At 72.0% G+C, this 17,205-nt stretch carries 16 protein-coding genes; 3 read left to right on the top strand and 13 right to left on the bottom strand.

Features of this window, described 5'->3' with window-relative positions:
- Window positions 1-9: 9 nt before the first annotated feature.
- The 3 genes from HP550_RS10300 to HP550_RS10290 are packed head-to-tail and all read right to left on the bottom strand — an operon-like array spanning window position 10 to window position 3,200.
- Complete coding sequence (locus HP550_RS10300; RefSeq protein ID WP_175347594.1) at window positions 10-1,071, bottom strand: Rv2578c family radical SAM protein; 1,062 nt, start codon at window positions 1,069-1,071, stop codon at window positions 10-12.
- Between the two features lie 31 nt (window positions 1,072-1,102).
- The gene (hisS, locus tag HP550_RS10295; RefSeq protein WP_175347593.1) at window positions 1,103-2,452 is read right to left on the bottom strand and encodes a histidine--tRNA ligase; all 1,350 of its coding nucleotides are present in this window, start codon (window positions 2,450-2,452) and stop codon (window positions 1,103-1,105) included.
- 31 nt (window positions 2,453-2,483) lie between these two features.
- Window positions 2,484-3,200, bottom strand: a complete 717-nt coding sequence (locus HP550_RS10290) for an MBL fold metallo-hydrolase (RefSeq protein WP_175347592.1) — start codon at window positions 3,198-3,200, stop codon at window positions 2,484-2,486.
- Between the two features lie 159 nt (window positions 3,201-3,359).
- Between HP550_RS10290 and HP550_RS10285 the strand changes: the two genes are divergently transcribed.
- From HP550_RS10285 to HP550_RS10275, 3 genes are all read left to right on the top strand, one after another.
- Entirely contained in the window at window positions 3,360-4,130 is a 771-nt protein-coding gene (locus tag HP550_RS10285) for a peptidylprolyl isomerase (protein WP_175347591.1), read from the top strand.
- Window positions 4,127-6,070 carry a DUF349 domain-containing protein gene (locus HP550_RS10280; protein ID WP_175347590.1) on the top strand — a complete coding sequence of 648 codons (1,944 nt, stop codon included), beginning with the start codon at window positions 4,127-4,129 and terminating at the stop codon, window positions 6,068-6,070. The genes HP550_RS10285 and HP550_RS10280 overlap by 4 nt, the downstream gene beginning before the upstream one ends.
- A gap of 111 nt (window positions 6,071-6,181) precedes the next feature.
- Window positions 6,182-6,742, top strand: a complete 561-nt coding sequence (locus HP550_RS10275; protein ID WP_175347589.1) for a hypothetical protein — start codon at window positions 6,182-6,184, stop codon at window positions 6,740-6,742.
- Window position 6,743: 1 nt separating this feature from the next.
- On the opposite strand, the gene HP550_RS10270 is transcribed toward HP550_RS10275, so the two are convergent.
- The 10 genes from HP550_RS10270 to pdxT form a co-directional block, all read right to left on the bottom strand.
- Entirely contained in the window at window positions 6,744-9,068 is a 2,325-nt protein-coding gene (locus HP550_RS10270; protein WP_175347588.1) for a RelA/SpoT family protein, read from the bottom strand.
- A gap of 80 nt (window positions 9,069-9,148) precedes the next feature.
- Complete coding sequence (locus HP550_RS10265) at window positions 9,149-9,727, bottom strand: adenine phosphoribosyltransferase (RefSeq protein ID WP_175347587.1); 579 nt, start codon at window positions 9,725-9,727, stop codon at window positions 9,149-9,151.
- A complete protein-coding gene (gene secF / locus HP550_RS10260) occupies window positions 9,724-10,818 on the bottom strand; it encodes a protein translocase subunit SecF (protein WP_175347586.1) in 1,095 nt (364 codons plus the stop codon). The genes HP550_RS10265 and secF overlap by 4 nt, the downstream gene beginning before the upstream one ends.
- Complete coding sequence (secD, locus tag HP550_RS10255; RefSeq protein WP_175347585.1) at window positions 10,818-12,710, bottom strand: protein translocase subunit SecD; 1,893 nt, start codon at window positions 12,708-12,710, stop codon at window positions 10,818-10,820. The genes secF and secD overlap by 1 nt, the downstream gene beginning before the upstream one ends.
- An 85-nt stretch (window positions 12,711-12,795) precedes the next feature.
- Window positions 12,796-13,212 carry a preprotein translocase subunit YajC gene (gene yajC, locus HP550_RS10250; protein WP_175347742.1) on the bottom strand — a complete coding sequence of 139 codons (417 nt, stop codon included), beginning with the start codon at window positions 13,210-13,212 and terminating at the stop codon, window positions 12,796-12,798.
- A gap of 122 nt (window positions 13,213-13,334) precedes the next feature.
- The gene (gene ruvB / locus HP550_RS10245) at window positions 13,335-14,393 is read right to left on the bottom strand and encodes a Holliday junction branch migration DNA helicase RuvB (RefSeq protein WP_175347584.1); all 1,059 of its coding nucleotides are present in this window, start codon (window positions 14,391-14,393) and stop codon (window positions 13,335-13,337) included.
- A complete protein-coding gene (gene ruvA / locus HP550_RS10240) occupies window positions 14,386-14,997 on the bottom strand; it encodes a Holliday junction branch migration protein RuvA (protein WP_175347583.1) in 612 nt (203 codons plus the stop codon). The genes ruvB and ruvA overlap by 8 nt, the downstream gene beginning before the upstream one ends.
- 83 nt (window positions 14,998-15,080) lie before the next feature.
- A complete protein-coding gene (ruvC, locus tag HP550_RS10235; RefSeq protein ID WP_175347582.1) occupies window positions 15,081-15,647 on the bottom strand; it encodes a crossover junction endodeoxyribonuclease RuvC in 567 nt (188 codons plus the stop codon).
- A 138-nt stretch (window positions 15,648-15,785) separates the two neighbouring features.
- Window positions 15,786-16,541 carry a YebC/PmpR family DNA-binding transcriptional regulator gene (locus HP550_RS10230; RefSeq protein ID WP_056095081.1) on the bottom strand — a complete coding sequence of 252 codons (756 nt, stop codon included), beginning with the start codon at window positions 16,539-16,541 and terminating at the stop codon, window positions 15,786-15,788.
- A gap of 49 nt (window positions 16,542-16,590) precedes the next feature.
- Window positions 16,591-17,190, bottom strand: coding sequence for a pyridoxal 5'-phosphate synthase glutaminase subunit PdxT (pdxT, locus tag HP550_RS10225; RefSeq protein ID WP_175347581.1), 600 nt, complete (start codon window positions 17,188-17,190; stop codon window positions 16,591-16,593).
- Window positions 17,191-17,205: the final 15 nt, after the last annotated feature.

Below are 17,205 nucleotides of genomic sequence, written 5' to 3'. Positions count from 1 at the left end.
CGCCCGTCGTCAGAACAGCACCGGCTGTGCCGCGGCGACGGTCGGCTCGTGCACCGGGAGCCCGCCGTCGGCGATGCTGCCGGTCGGGTACGAGCCCTCACCCGGCATGCGGTGCCCGCCGCCGGGACCGCCGAAACCGTGCCGCGCCAACAACGGCCGCACGCGCTCGTCGAGCCACGCCGCATACTCGCGGGGGGCGTAGGCGCCTTTGGCATACAGGTCCCGATACCGGTCGACCAGCGCCGGCGCGTGCTCGGCCAGCCACGCGAGGAACAGCGGCTTGACCGGGCCGCGCAGGTGCAGAGGGAGCACCGTGACGCCCGTGGCACCCGCGTCGGCCAGGTCCCGCAGCAAGGCGTCGAGCTGATCACGGTCGTCGGTGAGCCACGGCAGCACCGGGGCGACCATCACTCCGCAGGGCAGACCGGCCGCACGGATCGCCCGGATCAGGTCCAGGCGCGCTCGTGGCGTCGGAGTGCCGGGCTCGACGGCCTGCTGGAGCGTCTCGTCACCGATCGCCAACGACACCCCGATCCCGACGGGCACGGTCCGCGCCACCTCCGCCAGCAGCGGCAGGTCCCTGCGCAGGAGCGTCCCCTTGGTGAGGATCGACAGCGGCGTCCCGGACTCCGCCAGGGCCTCGATGATCCCCGGCATGAACCGGTACCGGCCCTCCACGCGCTGGTACGGGTCGGTGTTGGTGCCGAGCGCCACGTGCTCCCGCGTCCAGCTCTTCCGGCTCAGCTCGGCGCGCAGCACCTCGACGACGTTCGTCTTGACGACGATCTGCGTCTCGAAGTCACGTCCGGCGTCGAGGTCGAGGTACTCGTGGGTGGACCGGGCGTAGCAGTAGCCGCAGGCGTGCAGGCAGCCCCTCGTCGGGTTCACGGTCCAGCGGAACGGCATCTGCGACGCCTCCGGCACCTTGTTCAGCGCGCTCTTGCAGATCACCTCGTGGAAGGTGACGCCCGCGAACTCCGGCGTCCGCACGCTGCGCTGGAGCCCGGCCAGGGTCAGACCGGGCAACGCCTCGGCGTCGTCGGTCCCCAGCTTCTGCCCGTCCCATCGCATGACACCATGCGAACACCTGTTCGAACGACTGTCAAGCAGGCACGACGCGCGGCCACAGGTCGGCGTCGTCGGGCGTCCACGTCGCGGCATCGGCGTCCACCTGCTCGCCGGAACGGATGTCCTTGACCTGGTCGGCCGACTGGTCCTCGCCGACGAACCATACGAACGGGATGCCCCGGCGGTCGGCGTGCCGGATCTGCTTGCCGAACTTCGCCGCCGAGGGCGCCACCTCGACGGGGATGCCCCGGGCCCGGAGCGCGGTCGCCACCGCGTCCGACCGGTCGCGCGCCTCCTCGTTCGACACGGCGACCAGCACGGCGCTGGGGACGGAACGCGTGGCCGTCACCAGGCCGCCGCTCAGGAGGCGCGACACCAGCCGGCTCACCCCGATGGACAGGCCGACGCCGGGGTACGTGTTCGCGCCGTCCGACGCGAGCGTGTCGTACCGGCCGCCCGAGCAGATCGAGCCGAGCTGCTCGTGCCCGACCAGGATCGTCTCGTAGACGGTCCCCGTGTAGTAGTCGAGCCCGCGGGCGATCTTCAGGTCGGCGACGACGACGCCCGGGGCGCGGACGGCAGCCGCCCGGATCAGTGCACCCAGCTCCGCGAGGCCCTCGTCGAGGAGGTCGTTCGACTCCCCCGCCAGGGCCCGAACGCGGTCGATCACGGACTCGTCGGACCCGCTGATCGCGGCCAGCTCCAGGCACGCGCGCGCCTGGGTCTCGTCGGCGCCCGCCTCCGCGACCAGGAGCGCAGCCACGGCGTCGGCGCCGATCTTGTCGAGCTTGTCGATGTTCCGCAGCACGGACTCGACGTCCGTCAGCCCGAGCCCCCGGTAGAAGCCTTCGGCGACCTTGCGGTTGTTCACCAGGATGCGGACCGGCGGCACCCCGATCGCCCGCAGCGCGCCGAGCGCCTCGGCCATCACCAGCGGCAGCTCGACCTCGTAGTGGTACGGCAGGGCCCCGGCGCCGACGACGTCGATGTCGGCCTGGACGAACTCCCGGAACCGCCCGTCCTGCGGCCGCTCGCCGCGCCAGACCTTCTGGATCTGGTAGCGGCGGAACGGGAAGGCGAGGTGGCCGGCGTTCTCCAGCACGTAGCGCGCGAACGGCACCGTCAGGTCGAAGTGCAGGCCGAGCGTCCCGGCGCGGTCCGGCTCGGCGCCGGCCTCCTCCTGGAGTCGCCGCAGCACGTAGACCTCCTTGGAGGTCTCCCCCTTGCGCAGCAGCTGGTCGAGGGGCTCGACCGCGCGCGTCTCGATGCCGACGAACCCGTGCAGCTCGAACGTGCGGCGCAGGACGTCCAGGACGTGCTGCTCGACGATGCGCCCGTCGGGCAGCCACTCGGGGAATCCGGACAGGGGGGTGGGTCGCGCCATGGGGCCCGATCATTCCAGACCGGCGCAGGCGTCAGAGCCGCGCCAGGTACGGGTTGCGGGCCAGCTCGGTGGCGATGTCGCTGGTGGGGCCGTGCCCGGGGACGACGACCGTCTCGGGCGGCAGGGTCGCGACGACCTCGCGCAGGGTCCGCTGCATCGTCGCGTCGTCCCCGCCGGGCAGGTCCGTGCGTCCGATCGACCCGGCGAACAGGACGTCCCCGGTGAACGCCACGGAGTCGACGAGGTAGAGGGTCGAGCCCTCCGTGTGCCCCGGCGCGTGCCGGGCGACCACCCGGATGCCACCGAGGTCGAGCACCGTGTCCGCGGAGCGCGGCTCGCCCACGCCACCGAACGGCTCGACGCGCCGCGGGGCCGCGTAGGCCGCCGGGTCGATCCCGGAGGCGGCGATCGCCTGAGCCAGCGGGCCCGACGGGTCGTGCGGCGGCAGGCCGACGGACCCCAGCACACCGAGCGTGCCGAACGGGTCGGCCAGCCGGTAGACGTCCGCGGCGTGCATGATCACCGGCACGTCGAGCGCATCCGACAGGCGGCCCGCGTCCCACGTGTGGTCGACGTGCCCGTGGGTGACCAGGACCGCCGCGGCTCGCAGCCCTCGGTCGGTGACGAGGCCGACGATGGAGTCCGTCACGCCGGCGCCGGCGTCGATCACCACGCACGACCCGTCGTCGCTCACGAGCACGCTGCTGCGGGCGCCGAAGACCGCGGACTCGACCGTGATGACCTGCATGGGAGGCACGCTAGCCGCTCGGCGTGTCCGGACTGTGATGTCGCCCCGCGGCGCCGCTGGTCGCCGGTGGCGCAGGCTTGCCTAGACTGTCCCGGGTTCCCTACATGCAGTGCGGCAGTCGGACGTCCGGCCGCACCGCCAACGACGCGAGGAGTGTGCGTGTCCACGAAGAGCGAGCGTGAGTACGAGCGCCGCCGGTACGAGAAGTGGCAGGAGCGTCAGGCCAAGGCGCGCGCCCGCCGCCATCGCAACCGCGTGATCGCCGGCAGCATCGTCGCAGCCTTCGTGCTCGTCATCGGCGTCGGCGCTGCCTTCGTCCTCACGAACGACGACGATCCCGCAGCGTCGCCCACCCCGACCGCCACCACACCGGCGGCGAACGCAGCCGAGGTCCCCGACCCCGCGCTCGCCGAGGGACGCACCTGGACCGGTGACATCGCGCTGACGCAGGGCGACCTCGGCATCGAGCTCGACGGCGCGGCCGCACCGCAGGCGGTCGCCAACTTCGTCACCCTCGCGCAGGAGGGCTTCTTCGACTCGACCACGTGCCACCGCCTCACCGAGGAAGGCATCTTCGTCCTCCAGTGCGGCGACCCGACCGCGCTCGGCACCGCCGACACCACCACGGGCGGCACCGGCGGACCGGGGTACTCCTGGGGCCCGATCGAGAACGCGCCGGCCGACGGCAACTATCCCGCCGGCACCATCGCCATGGCACGGACCGGCAACGACGGCAGCTCGATGGGCAGCCAGTTCTTCCTGGTCTACGAGGACTCACCGATTCCCGCAGACAGTGCGGGTGGCTACACCGTGTTCGGCCACATCACGTCCGGGATGGACGTGCTGCAGGCCATCGCCGACGCGGGCACCGTCGAAGGGACCCAGGTCCCGGTGTCCGACGTCATCATCGAGGGAGTGAACATCCAGTGACTCAGACCCCGACGTCCGGACCCGACCCCGACGACCTCGAGCCGGCGCCCGACGCCGAGCAGCCCGTGGCACCCTCGGTGCCCGACGAGGTCGACGCCACGGCTCCCGACCCGGTCACGGAGGACGCTCCTTCCGACGAGGCACCCTCGACCTCCGACGAGTTCGTCGACGAAGCGACCACGCCCGCCGCCGAGGATCCGGTCGCCGAGCCCGCTCCTGCGGCCACCGACGAGCCGGTGGCTGTCGACGCACCCGCGGCCACCGACGAGCCCGTCTCTGTCGACGCACCCGCGGCCACCGACGAGCCCGTCTCCGCCGACGCACCCGCGGCCACCGACGAGCCCGTCTCCGAGGACGCATCCCCGGTCCTCGACGAGCCGGCTGCCGCGGACGCACCCGCGGCCGCCGAGGAGCCGGTCGCCGAGGACGCGGCTGCGCCCGCGGTAGAGCCGGTCGCCGACCAGTCCGCACCGGAGCCCACCGACGAGGCTCCGACCGTGGAGTCGGCAACCGAGGAGGCGTCGGTCGAGGAGACCGCGGTTCCTGCGGCTGCTGCCCCGATGCCCGGCGCACGCCCGGTCCCGCGCCCTCGCCCGGTACCCCACCCGCCCACGCACCCGACCCCGACGGTCGCCGCGTCCGCGCCGTCGGCGCCGGTCGCACCCCCGCAGGACGCCGCCGAGGCCGCCCACGCCGCCACGTTCGGCAGCGTCGACGAGGAGGGCAACGTCTCCGTCCGCGAGGCCGCCGGCGAGCGCGTCGTCGGCCAGTACCCCGGCGCGACCACCGAGGACGCCCTGGCGCTCTACGTGCGTCGGTTCCTGGACCTCCAGGCCAAGGTCACGCTCTTCGAGGCGCGCCTGACCGCGACGGACCTGTCCGTCAAGGAGATCGACCAGACGCTGGCCAAGCTCACCGACGACGTTGCCGAGCCTGCCGCGGTCGGCGACCTCGACGGGCTGCGTGCTCGCCTCGAGGCGCTGCGGGCGACTGCGGCCGAGCGTCGCGCGGTCGCCGAGGCCGAGCGTGCCGCGGCCCGCGAGGCAGCCGTCGTGGCCCGCACCGAGATCGTCGAGCAGGCCGAGAAGATCGCGTCGACGGACCCGTCCCGCATCCAGTGGCGGCCCGCCGGCGAGCAGCTGCGTCTCCTCCTGGACCAGTGGAAGGAAGCCCAGCGCAGCGGACCGCGTCTCGACCGCCCCACGGAGGAGTCCCTCTGGAAGCGGTTCAGCCACGCCCGCACCACGTTCGACCGCGAACGCCGCCACTTCTTCGCCGAGCTGGAGACGCGCAACGCCTCCGCCAAGCAGGTCAAGGAGAGCCTGGTGGCGGAGGCCGAGCGGCTCCAGTCCAGCACGGACTGGGGCGCGACGGCCGGGGTGTTCCGCGACCTGATGGCGCAGTGGAAGGCCGCCGGTCGGGCGAGCCGGGCCGACGACGACGCCCTGTGGGCCCGGTTCCGTGCGGCTCAGGACGCGTTCTTCGCCGCCCGGGACGCCCAGTCGGCCGCGACCGACGAGGAGTTCCGCGCCAACCTCGAGGTCAAGGAGGCGCTGCTGGCCGAGGCCGAGGCGCTCCTGCCCGTGACGGACCTCGCCGCGGCCAAGTCGGCGCTGCACCGGATCCAGGACCGCTGGGAGGCCGCGGGCAAGGTGCCGCGCGCCGACGTCCAGCGCATCGAGGGTCGTCTGCGGGCCGTGGAGACGGTCGTGCGCGACACCGACCAGGCCCAGTGGCGCCGCACCAACCCGGAGACGCGTGCGCGCGCCGAAGGGGCGGCGGCGCAGCTGGAGCAGGCGATCGCCGGGCTCGAGTCCGATCTGGACCGGGCGAAGGCAGCCGGCGACGCCCGGAAGATCGCCGACGCGCAGGCGGCCCTCGACGCCCGGCGCGCCTGGCTCGAGCAGGTGCAGCGCGCCGCGCAGGACGCCCGCGGCTGACGCCGGCCGCGTGATCGTCCGAGGCCCCTGCCCGTCCGGGTGGGGGCCTCGGTCGTCCACAGATCCGCCGGGACGTGGTCGGAGACGCGCCACCAGCGCCATGCTGCACGAGTGAGCACCCGACTCGACGAGTTCCGCGCGGTGCCGCCGGTCCTCCCCCGCACGGTCAGTCGCGACGACGTCGGAGCAGCCGCCTGGTTCGGGTTGCTGCGGGACGGCGTCGTCCGGCATGTCTGGGGCGACGTCGCCATCGCGGCGGACCTCGTGGACACGCCGGTGCTGCGCGCGGTCGCGCTGGCGCCGCTGGTCCCCGCCCGCGGGGTCGTCGGGCGCCGCGCGGCCGCGTGGGTGCACACGGGGCGGTACCCACCGGTGCGCGTCGACGTGCTGGTGGGCACCGGAGGGCGCCGGACCGACCCGCACCCGGAGCGCGTCGCTGCGGAGGCGATCCTGCCGACGCACGACGTGGTCCGCGTCGGCGCGCTCCGGGTCACCACGGTCCAGCGCACCGGCGCCGACCTCGCACGACTGCTGCCGCACGACGAGGCCCTGTCCCTGCTGCGAGGGCTGAGTGAGGTCGGCTTCGACCCCGAGCACGCGCTCGCGCAGCTCGTGGAGCTCGGCGGCCAGCGCGGGGTGCGCCAGGCCCGCACGCTGCTGAGGAGCCTGTGAGTCAGGCGCGGATGGCGGGTTCCTCGGCGGCCTTCGCCCCGGTGATCCGGTAGACGTCGAACACGCCCTCGACCTTGCGTACCGCGGCGAGCACAGACGCCAGGTGGGACGGCTCCGCCATCTCGAACACGAACCGCGAGAGCGCCACCCGGTCGCGCGACGTGGAGACGGAGGCCGAGAGGATGTTGACGTGCGAGTCGGACAGCACGCGCGTCACGTCGGACAGCAACCTGCTGCGGTCGAGTGCCTCCACCTGGATCTGCACCAGGAACATCGAGGAGCTCGTGTGGCTCCACTCGACGTCCACCATGCGCTCCGGCTCGTTCCGCAGGCTGGTGACGTTGATGCAGTCCGATCGGTGCACGCTGACGCCGGCGCCGCGCGTCACGAACCCGACGATCTCGTCGCCCGGAACCGGCGTGCAGCACTTGGCCAGCTTCACCCAGATGTCGTCGACACCCTTGACCACGACTCCGGGGTCGCCCGTCCGGACGCGCCGCTGGGTCTGGCCCGGACGCGCCACCTCGGCGAGATCTTCCTCCGCCGCAGGCTCCCCGCCCATCGACTGGACCAGCCGCTGCACGACCGTGCCGGCGGACACCTGGCCCTCGCCGATCGCCGCGTAGAGCGACGACACGTCGGCGTACCGCATCTCGTTGGCCAGAGCCACGAGGGACTCGTGCGAGAGCAGGCGCTGGATCGGCAGGTTCTGCTTGCGCATCGCCTTGGCGATCGCGTCCTTGCCGTGCTCGATCGCCTCCTCGCGGCGCTCCTTGGAGAACCACTGGCGGATCTTGTTGCGGGCACGGGGGCTCTTGACGAAGCCGAGCCAGTCACGCGAGGGCCCCGCGGTCTCCGACTTCGACGTGAACACGTCGACCACGTCGCCGTTCTCGAGCGACGAGTCCAGCGGCACGAGCCGACCGTTGACGCGCGCACCCATCGTCCGGTGCCCGACCTCGGTGTGCACCGCGTACGCGAAGTCGACGGGCGTCGAGCCGGAGGGCAGGCCGATCACGTCGCCTTTGGGCGTGAACACGTAGACCTCGGACCCGGCGATCTCGAACCGCAGGGAGTCCAGGAACTCGCTCGGGTCCGCGGTCTCCTTCTGCCAGTCGACCAGCTGCCGCAGCCACTGCATGTCGTTGCCGGCGGCGTCCTTCTCCCCCGTGGTGGCGTTCTTCGCGCTCTCCTTGTACTTCCAGTGCGCGGCGACGCCGTACTCCGCCCGGCGGTGCATGTCGTGCGTGCGGATCTGGATCTCGACCGGCTTGCCACCCGGGCCGATCACCGTGGTGTGCAGCGACTGGTACAGGTTGAACTTGGGCATCGCGATGTAGTCCTTGAACCGGCCCGGGACCGGGTTCCACCGCGCGTGCAGCGCACCGAGCGCCGCATAGCAGTCCCGCACCGAGTCGACCAGGACGCGCACCCCGACGAGGTCGTAGATGTCCGCGAAGTCGCGGCCGCGCACGATCATCTTCTGGTAGATCGAGTAGTAGTGCTTCGGCCGGCCGCTGACGGTCGCCTTGATCTTCGCCTTGCCGAGGTCCGCGCCCACCTGCTCCCGGACGGTCGCCAGGTACTCCTCGCGAGCCGGCGCGCGCTCGGCGACCAGGTGCACGATCTCGTCGTAGACCTTGGGGTAGAGCGTCGCGAACGACAGGTCCTCGAGCTCCCACTTGATCGTGTTCATGCCGAGCCGGTGGGCCAGCGGGGCGTAGATCTCGAGCGTCTCGCGGGCCTTCTTCTCGGCCGACGCCGCGGCGACGAACTTCCAGGTCCGGGCGTTGTGCAGCCGGTCGGCCAGCTTGATGACGAGCACGCGGATGTCCCGCGACATCGCCACGACCATCTTGCGGACGGTCTCGGCCTGCGCCGCGTCGCCGTAGGTGACCTTGTCCAGCTTGGTCACCCCGTCGACCAGCATGGCGATCTCGGGACCGAACTCCCGGCGCAGCTGGTCGAGCGAGTAGTCCGTGTCCTCGACCGTGTCGTGCAGCAGCGCCGCGGCCAGCGTCGAGGGCGTCATGCCCAGCTCCGCGAGGATGGTCGCGACCGCCACCGGGTGCGTGATGTACGGGTCGCCGCTCTTGCGCAGCTGTCCGCGGTGCGCCTTCTCGGCCACCACGTACGCCTGCTCCACCACCGCGAGGTCGGCCTTCGGGTGGTTGGTCCGCGCAGCCTGGAGCACTGGCTCGATCGCCGGGAACGCGGCACCGCTGCGGGCGCCGAACCGGCCGAGGCGGGAGCGCATGCGGCTCGACGGGGAGTCGCTCTGCGCAGCCGGGACACCGGTCTCGGGCGTGCGGACGTCTTCGCTCATCACACCCCCTCCCACGGTCGAGGCGACAGTCTACGACCGTGCGACGGGTGGGACGGTCACGAGCGCAGCGACCACGCTGGTCAGGGCACGGAGACCAGGACGTCGATCGCGTGACCCGTGAGCAGGTCGCGTCCCCGCAGGGCCTCGAGCTCCACCAGGAACGAGAGGCCCACGACGTCCGCACCGCAGCGCTGGAGCAGCGCCACCGTCGCCGCCGCAGTACCGCCCGTGGCCAGCACGTCGTCGATCACCAGCACGCGAGCACCGTCGGGCACCGTGGCGGGGTGGATCTCGATGGTCGCCGTGCCGTACTCGAGCTCGTACGACTCCGACGCCGTCGGACCCGGCAGCTTGCCGGCCTTGCGGACCGGGAGCACGCCGGCGCCGAGCGCGACGGCGACGGGCGCGGCGAGCAGGAACCCGCGTGCCTCCATGCCGGCCACGAGATCGACCGGCCCGTCCACGCGCCCCGCGATCTCGCCGATCACGTCGGCGAAGGCCGAGGCGTCCGCGAGCAGCGGCATGATGTCGCGGAACAGGATTCCCGGCTGCGGGTAGTCCGGCACCAGCCGCACCAGCTCGTCGATACGGCGCAGCACGTCCGCGCGCGCGGCGGGGACGCCCGTGGGCGGCCCCGCCGTGCGGTCGGGAACGGTCATCGCTTCCGCTTCGGCTGCGCGGTGACGCCCTGGTGGGCTCCCGGCTTGAGCGCACCGACCGCCACGCGGACCTGACCAGCGGAGACGGGGTCGTCGTCGCCCGACTCGGCACGCGCGGCGCGGGCGTCCAGGACCTTCTTGGTGTGCTCGCGGATCGCGGGCTCACGCTCGCGCAGCGCCACCTCGAACGGGGTGGCCAGGAAGATCGACGAGAACGTGCCGATCAGCATGCCGACGAACAGGGCGAGGGCGATGTCCCGCAGCGTGCCCGCGCCGAGGACGAACGCCCCGACGAAGAGGATCGCGCTCACGGGGAGCAGGGCCACCACCGAGGTGTTGATCGAGCGCACCAGCGTCTGGTTGACCGCGAGGTTCGCCTTCTCCGCGTAGGTGTACCGCGTCTGCATCAGCGTGTCGGCGGTGTTCTCCCGCACCTTGTCGAACACCACGACCGTGTCGTAGATCGAGTACCCGAGGATGGTCAGGAAGCCGATCACCGTGGCCGGCGTGACCTCCCAGCCGACGCCTGCGTACACGCCGACGGTGATGATCAGGTCGTGGAACAGGGCGATGAGGGCGGCGATCGCCATCCGCCAGTTGCGGAAGTAGATCGTCATCACGATCGTGACGAACAGCAGGAACACCAGGATGCCGGTGATGGCCTTCTGGGAGATGTCCTTGCCCCACGACGGCCCGATGAACGAGCTGGTGACGTCGGTCGCCGCCGACACGTCGAACGCGGCGGCCAGGGCGTTCTTGACCTCGGTCACCTCGTCGGCGGTGAGGGTCGAGGTCTGGATGCGGAGCGCGTTGGAACCGACGGTCGTGACCTTCGGCTGCTCGTCCGGGGAGATGGCCAGCACGGTGTCGATGGCGAGCTGCTGGTCGGTCTCGACGACGTCGGAGACGACGAACTCGGACCCGCCGCGGAACTCGATGCCGGGGTTGAGGCCCGGCTTGATCAGCAGCACCGCGGACAGGACCACGAGGATCGTGGAGATTGTGAACCAGATCTTGCGGCGGCCGACGATGTCGTACGACCGGCGGCCGGTGTAGAGGTCGTTGCCCCACTGGGCGAATCCGGAGGCCATCAGTGCTCGTTCCCCTCGGTGCGCCCGGACTCGGGCTCGGCGTCCTGGGCAGGTGCGTCGACCGGGGCATCGGTCGCCCCGGTCTTCTGCTCGGCCGCGCGGGCCGCCGCACGCCGCTCGGCGATCGTCAGCCCGCTCGTCCCGCCGCCGACGGCGACCGGCACGCGGGGCGTCGCCTCGGCGTCGACCGGAGCGTCCTCGACCACCTCGTCGGCGGAGGAGCGCGGGCCGTGGACGACTCGACCGCGGCCGACGTAGCGCGTCTCGGGGGCACCGAGGCGGCGCGGGTCGAGCCCGGAGAGCCGGTGTCCCTGACCGAAGAACTTCGTCCGCGCGATGAGCTGCATGAGCGGGTGCGTGAACATGAAGACCACGAGCACGTCGATGAGCGTGGTGAGACCGAGGGTGAAGGCGAACCCACGGACGCTGCCGACGGCGAGCAGGTAGAGCACGATCGCGGCGAGGAAGTTCACTGCGTCCGAGGCCAGGATGGTCCGGCGCGCGCGCTCCCACCCGCGGTCGACGGCGGCGACGAGGGTGCGGCCCTCCCGCAGCTCGTCACGGATGCGTTCGAAGTACACGATGAACGAGTCCGCCGTGATGCCGATGGCCACGATCAGACCGGCGACACCGGGCAGCGAGAGCCGGTAGCCCTGGGTCCAGGACAGCAGCGTGATGATGCTGTACGTGAGCGCGCCGGCGATGATCAGCGACGCCACCGTCACCAGTCCTAGGGCGCGGTACTGGAGGAGTGAGTAGAGCACGACGAGGCCGAGCCCGATGAGGCCGGCGAGCAGGCCCTTCTGGAGCTGCTCGGAGCCGAGGGTGGCCGAGATCTGCTCCTTGCTCTCCACGGTGAACGTGAGCGGCAGCGAGCCGAAGTTGAGCTGGTTGGCCAGGCTGGCCGCCGACTCACGCGTGAACGTGCCGGAGATCTCCGCCTTGCCGTCCGCGATGATCACGCCGGTGTCGAGGCTCGGTGCCGAGATGACGAGCCCGTCGAGCACCATCGCGAACTGGTTCTGCGGCGGGGAAGCCGCGAGCCCCTGCAGACGCGTGGTCACGTCGGTGAACTGCGTCGTGCCCTCGTTGTCGAACGCGATGTTGACGACCCACAGGTTGCCCTGACCGCCGCTGGGCAGCTGGTTCAGGCCGGAGGTCGCGCTGGAGATCCGCGCGCCCTCGATCTCGACCGGTCCAAGGATGTACTTCGCGCTGCCGTCCTGGCCGCACGTGACGAAGGCCTTGTCCGGGTCGCCGTTCACGCCACCCGTGAGGTTGGAGGGATCGGTGCAGTCCAGGGCGTCGAACTCGGCCTGGACGGCCGGGGTGACGTAGTACGCGATGTCGCTGGGGCTGTCGGGCGCTGCCTTGGACGGCACGTCCGACGGCTCCTCCGCCGCGGCGGTGGGCGTGGGGGTCGGCGCCGGCGCGGCCGGGTCGGTCGCGGCTGCGGACTCCGTGGGCTCCGGGGTCGGCGTCGTGTCCGTCGGCGTCGGGTTGCCGATGGCCAGCACGGGCCGGAACGCCATCTGCGCGGAGGTCTCGACGAGCTTGAGGGTCTCCTCGCTCGGGTTGCCGGGGAGCGCCACGACGATCTTGCCGCCGCTCTGGCTAGTGATCTCGGCCTCCGCGACGCCCGAGGAGTCGACCCGCTGGCGGATCACGTCGATCGCCTGGGCGATCGTCTGCGAAGTCACCTCCTCGCCGTTCTCCGCGACCGGGGTCAGGATGATCTGCGTCCCGCCCTCGAGGTCGAGCGCGAGGTTCGGCGTCCACGACGCGGTGGACCACTTGGTCCCCGCGGCGATGGTGCCGAGGAGCGCGAAGATGAGGATCCCGAGCACGAGGAGCGTGCGGACGGGCCTCTGACGGCGGGTGGGAGGAGCCAACGGAGTTCTTCTCTCGTGCGCGCACCGGCCGCGCAGGGCAACCGGTGGGGTCGAGGTCCGGGCGTCGTCACCCGGACCGAACGGTCTACTTGGTGTCCGGCTCCCCGTCCTTGCGGGCGGGCGGCAGCGAGGACAGGTCGTCCGGGACGTCGATCACGTCGTCGTTCGCGTGGCTGATGCGGTCGGCATCGCTGACCACGTCGTCCTCGTCGTCGACGTCGTCCTCGAGCTCGTCGTCCTCGACGTCGTCGATCTCGTCGACCGGCGGCTCGATCTTCTTGGCGATCGCCGCGCGGATCCAGCGCGTCTGGGCGCCGGGGCTCGACTCGAGCGTGATCACGTCGTCCTCGACCGCCACGACGGTGCCCAGCAGGCCCGACGCCGTCATGACCTCGTCACCCGCCACGAGGTTGTTGCGGAACTCCGATGCCGCTCGCTGCTGCTTGCGGGTACGGCTCGACATGAGCCAGAGGGCGCCCAGGGCGATGGCCAGGATGAGCATGAGTTCCACGGCGGTACGGCTCCGATCGGGGTGGTGTGTCCGCCGCAGTCTAGGCGCAGCGGCTCGCCGCTCCAACGCACGAGCCCCGATGAGGGTTCCGAGATCTGTGCACGAGCAGCGGCTCAGCCGAACAGTGTGCCCGATCCGTGGGGGACCTCGAGACCGAGGTGGGTCCAGGCCGCCGGGAGCGCGATCCGACCGCGTGGCGTGCGGCCGACCAGGCCCTCGCGGACCAGGAACGGCTCGGCGACCGTCTCCACCGTCTCCGGCTCCTCGCCGACCGCCACCGCGAGCGTGGTGAGTCCCACCGGTCCTCCGCCGAAGCGCGTGCACAAGGCCGTCAGCACGGCCCTGTCGAGCCGGTCGAGCCCCAGGTCGTCGACCTCGTAGACCTCGAGCGCGGCACGGGCGGCGACGAGGCTGAGCGTGCCGTCGCCGCGGACCTCCGCCCAGTCGCGCACGCGCCTGAGCAGCCGGTTCGCGATGCGGGGCGTGCCGCGGGAGCGCGAGGCCAGCTCGGCGGCGGCGGTGTGGTCCAGCGGCACGCCGAGAAGGCCGGCGGATCGGACGAGGACACGCTCGAGCTCGTCGGACGAGTAGAAGTCGAGGTGTGCGGTGAACCCGAACCGGTCGCGCAGGGGCGCCGGGAGCAGGCCGGCGCGAGTGGTGGCACCGACGACAGTGAACGGCGGCAGGGTCAGCGGGATCGCGCTGGCGCCCGCACCCTTGCCGACGATGACGTCGACCCGGAAGTCCTCCATGGCCATGTAGAGCAGCTCTTCGGCCGGGCGCGCCAGGCGGTGGATCTCGTCGAGGAAGAGGACCTCGCCCTCCTCGAGCGAGGAAAGGACGGCCGCGAGGTCGCCCGCATGCTGGATGGCAGGACCACTGGTGACCCGCAGGGGGGCGCCCATCTCGGCCGCGATGATCATCGCCAGCGTCGTCTTGCCGAGCCCCGGCGGCCCGGAGAGCAGCACGTGGTCGGGTGCCTTGCCGCGCCCGCGCGCGGCGTCGAGCACGAGCGAGAGCTGGTCGCGCACCACGCGCTGGCCCACGAACTCGTCGAGCCGGCGCGGTCGCAGCGCGGCCTCGGCTGCACGTTCGAGATCGTCGGCGCCGGACCGGACGAGCGACTCGGCGGCGAAACGTTCGGTCACCAGCTCCTCGTGGTCGTCAGCCATGTCCGCCGCCCAGCGTCCGGAGCGCCGCGCGCAGCACGCCCGCGACCTCGTCGGCCGCCACCGGGCCCTCCGTGCCCTCCAGGACGGTCGAGACGGCGTCGCCCGCCGCCCGCGCGTTCCAGCCGAGGCCGACGAGGGCCTCGACCACCTGGTCGCGACGGTCACCGCCGAACACCGCTGACGTCGGGGCGGCCACGTTGGCGGGAGCGCCGATCCGGTCCTTGAGCTCGAGCACGATGCGCTGGGCACCCTTCAGGCCGATGCCCGGCACGCGCTGGAGCGCCTTGAGGTCCTCGTCGAGCACCGCGCGCCGCAGACCGTCGGGCGTGTGCACCGCGAGCATCGCCAGCGCCAGCCGGGGGCCGACCCCGCTGACCGTCTGGACGGTCTCGAAGACCTCGCGCTCGTCGGCGTCGGCGAACCCGAACAGGGTCAGCGCGTCCTCCCGGACCAGCAGGGACGTGGCCAGCTGCGCGGTGGACCCCACCCGCAGCCCGGCGAGCGTGGCCGGTGTCGCGTGCACGAGCAGCCCGACTCCCCCGACCTCGATCACCGCGGCGTCGAGCCGCAACGCCTGCACCGTGCCGTGGACCGACGCGATCACCCGGCCACCTCCATCAGTCGAGAACGAATCTGCTGACGGACACTCTGGCACACGCAGGCGAACACGTGTACGAAGACACGCGGTCAGCCGCGGCGCCGGGCCGCCTGCTCGGCGGTCGCCCACGCCCGCTGCGCGGCGGTGAGCGAGCCGGGCGCGCGCTGGGGTGCACCGAGGGCACCGGCGGGCCGCCAGAGATGGCACACGGCGAGCGCCAGGGCGTCGGCCGCGTCCGCAGGCCGGGGCAGCTCGTCGAGCTGGAGGAGCCGCTGCACCATCGTCTGGACCTGCGCCTTGTCCGCACGCCCGTTGCCGGTCACCGCGGCCTTGACCTCGCTCGGCGTGTGCAGGGCGACGGGGATCCGGCGGCGCGCGGCGGCGACCATCGCGATGCCGGCCACCTGCGCGGTGCCCATGACCGTGCGCAGGTTCTGCTGGGCGAACACCCGCTCCACCGCCACGGCGTCGGGTGCGTGCTCCTCGAGCCACTCCTCGATCTGCCGCTCGATGGACAGCAGCCGCTGGTCGACGTCCCAGAGGGCGTCCGACGTGGCGACGCCGACGGCGACCATCGACAGCCGCCGGGACGTCAGGCCGTCGACGACACCGAGACCGCACCGGGTCAGGCCGGGGTCGACTCCGAGGACGCGCACGCCGTCATGGTCGCAACCCATCGGGCGGCCGACCGGGAGGCGCGCAGGTCAGTCCTCGGAGTAGGTGGTCGGCCTGAGCCTGCGCTCCACTGCGGCCGAGTGACGCTCCGCGCCCCTCGACCTCCGCTGCGCTCCGGCTCAGTCCTCCTCGAGCTCCGCCATGACCTCGTCCGAGGCGTCGAAGTTCGCGTACACGTTCTGCACGTCGTCAGAGTCCTCGAGGGCGTCGATGAGGCGCAGGATCTTGCGCGCACCCTCGGCGTCGACCTCGATCTGGGTGGCGGGCCAGAACACGACGTCGGCCGAGTCGTACTCGATGCCGGCGTTCTGCAGGGCCGTGCGGACGGGGACGAGGTCGGTCGCCTCGGAGAGCACCTCGAAGGCCTCGCCGATGTCGTTGACCTCTTCGCCGCCGGCGTCCAGGACCGCCTCGACCACGGAGTCCTCGTCGGTGCCCTCCTTGGGCACGATGACGACACCCTTGCGGGAGAACAGGTACGAGACCGAGCCGGGGTCAGCCATCTGGCCGCCGTTGCGCGTGAACGCGACGCGGACGTCGGACGCGGCGCGGTTGCGGTTGTCGGTCAGGCACTCGACCAGGACCGCGATGCCGCCGGAGCCGTAGCCCTCGTACATGATCGTCGCGTAGTCGGCGCCACCGGCCTCCTGGCCGGACCCGCGCTTGACGGCACGGTTGATGTTGTCGATCGGGACCGAGTTCTTCTTGGCCTTCTGGACCGCGTCGAAGAGGGTCGGGTTGCCCGCGAGGTCACCGCCGCCGGTGCGCGCGGCCACCTCGATGTTCTTGATCAGCTTGGCGAAGAGCTTGCTCCGCTTGGCGTCGACCACGGCCTTCTTGTGCTTGGTGGTGGCCCACTTGGAGTGACCCGACATCGCTTCAGCTACCCCTTCGTCTCCCGCGACCTGTGCCGGCTGCTGGGCCTCACACGTTGTCGCGGACGATCTCTACGAACAGTTGGTGCACCCGGGTGTCCCCCGTGACCTCCGGGTGGAACGAGGTCACGAGCAAGGGGCCCTGGCGGACGGCCACGATCCTACCGGCGGCGGGACCCGTCTCGACGCGCGCCAGCACCGACGCCGCCGGCCCGACCTCCTCGACCCACGGTGCCCGGATGAACACCGCGTGCACCTGCTCCTCGACGCCCTCGATGGACAGGTCGGTCTCGAACGACTCCACCTGTCGCCCGAACGCGTTGCGGCGCACGGTGACGTCGACCCCGCCGAGCGTCTGCTGGCCCTCGATCCCACCGATCACCCGGTCGGCCAGCAGGATCATGCCGGCGCACGAGCCGTACGCCGGCATGCCGGCGCGCAACCGGTCCTGGATCGGCTCGAACAGCTCGAACGCCCGCAGCAGCTTGTCGATCGTCGTCGACTCCCCGCCGGGGATCACGAGGGCGTCGACCGCGTCGAGCTCCCGCCGGCGACGCACCGGCACGGCCTGCGCCCCTACGGACGACAGGGCGTGCGCGTGCTCGCGCACGTCTCCCTGGAGGGCGAGGACTCCGACGGTCACAGTCACGACGGGCGAGTCTAG

Source organism: Cellulomonas humilata, assembly GCF_013359775.1.
In the GTDB taxonomy this organism is placed as follows: Bacteria; Actinomycetota; Actinomycetes; order Actinomycetales; family Cellulomonadaceae; genus Cellulomonas; species Cellulomonas humilata.
This window is presented reverse-complemented; position numbering and strand designations above follow the sequence as displayed.

Coding starts and splice junctions, on each gene's coding strand:
- yajC (WP_175347742.1), bottom strand. CDS start 13,212: ATGCTCATCCTGGCCATCGCCCTGGGCGCCCTCTGGCTCATGTCGAGC.
- secF (WP_175347586.1), bottom strand. CDS start 10,818: ATGGCCTCCGGATTCGCCCAGTGGGGCAACGACCTCTACACCGGCCGC.
- HP550_RS10270 (WP_175347588.1), bottom strand. CDS start 9,068: ATGAGCGAAGACGTCCGCACGCCCGAGACCGGTGTCCCGGCTGCGCAG.
- HP550_RS10265 (WP_175347587.1), bottom strand. CDS start 9,727: ATGACCGTTCCCGACCGCACGGCGGGGCCGCCCACGGGCGTCCCCGCC.
- HP550_RS10300 (WP_175347594.1), bottom strand. CDS start 1,071: ATGCGATGGGACGGGCAGAAGCTGGGGACCGACGACGCCGAGGCGTTG.
- hisS (WP_175347593.1), bottom strand. CDS start 2,452: ATGGCGCGACCCACCCCCCTGTCCGGATTCCCCGAGTGGCTGCCCGAC.
- HP550_RS10290 (WP_175347592.1), bottom strand. CDS start 3,200: ATGCAGGTCATCACGGTCGAGTCCGCGGTCTTCGGCGCCCGCAGCAGC.
- HP550_RS10230 (WP_056095081.1), bottom strand. CDS start 16,541: ATGTCGGGTCACTCCAAGTGGGCCACCACCAAGCACAAGAAGGCCGTG.
- ruvB (WP_175347584.1), bottom strand. CDS start 14,393: ATGGCTGACGACCACGAGGAGCTGGTGACCGAACGTTTCGCCGCCGAG.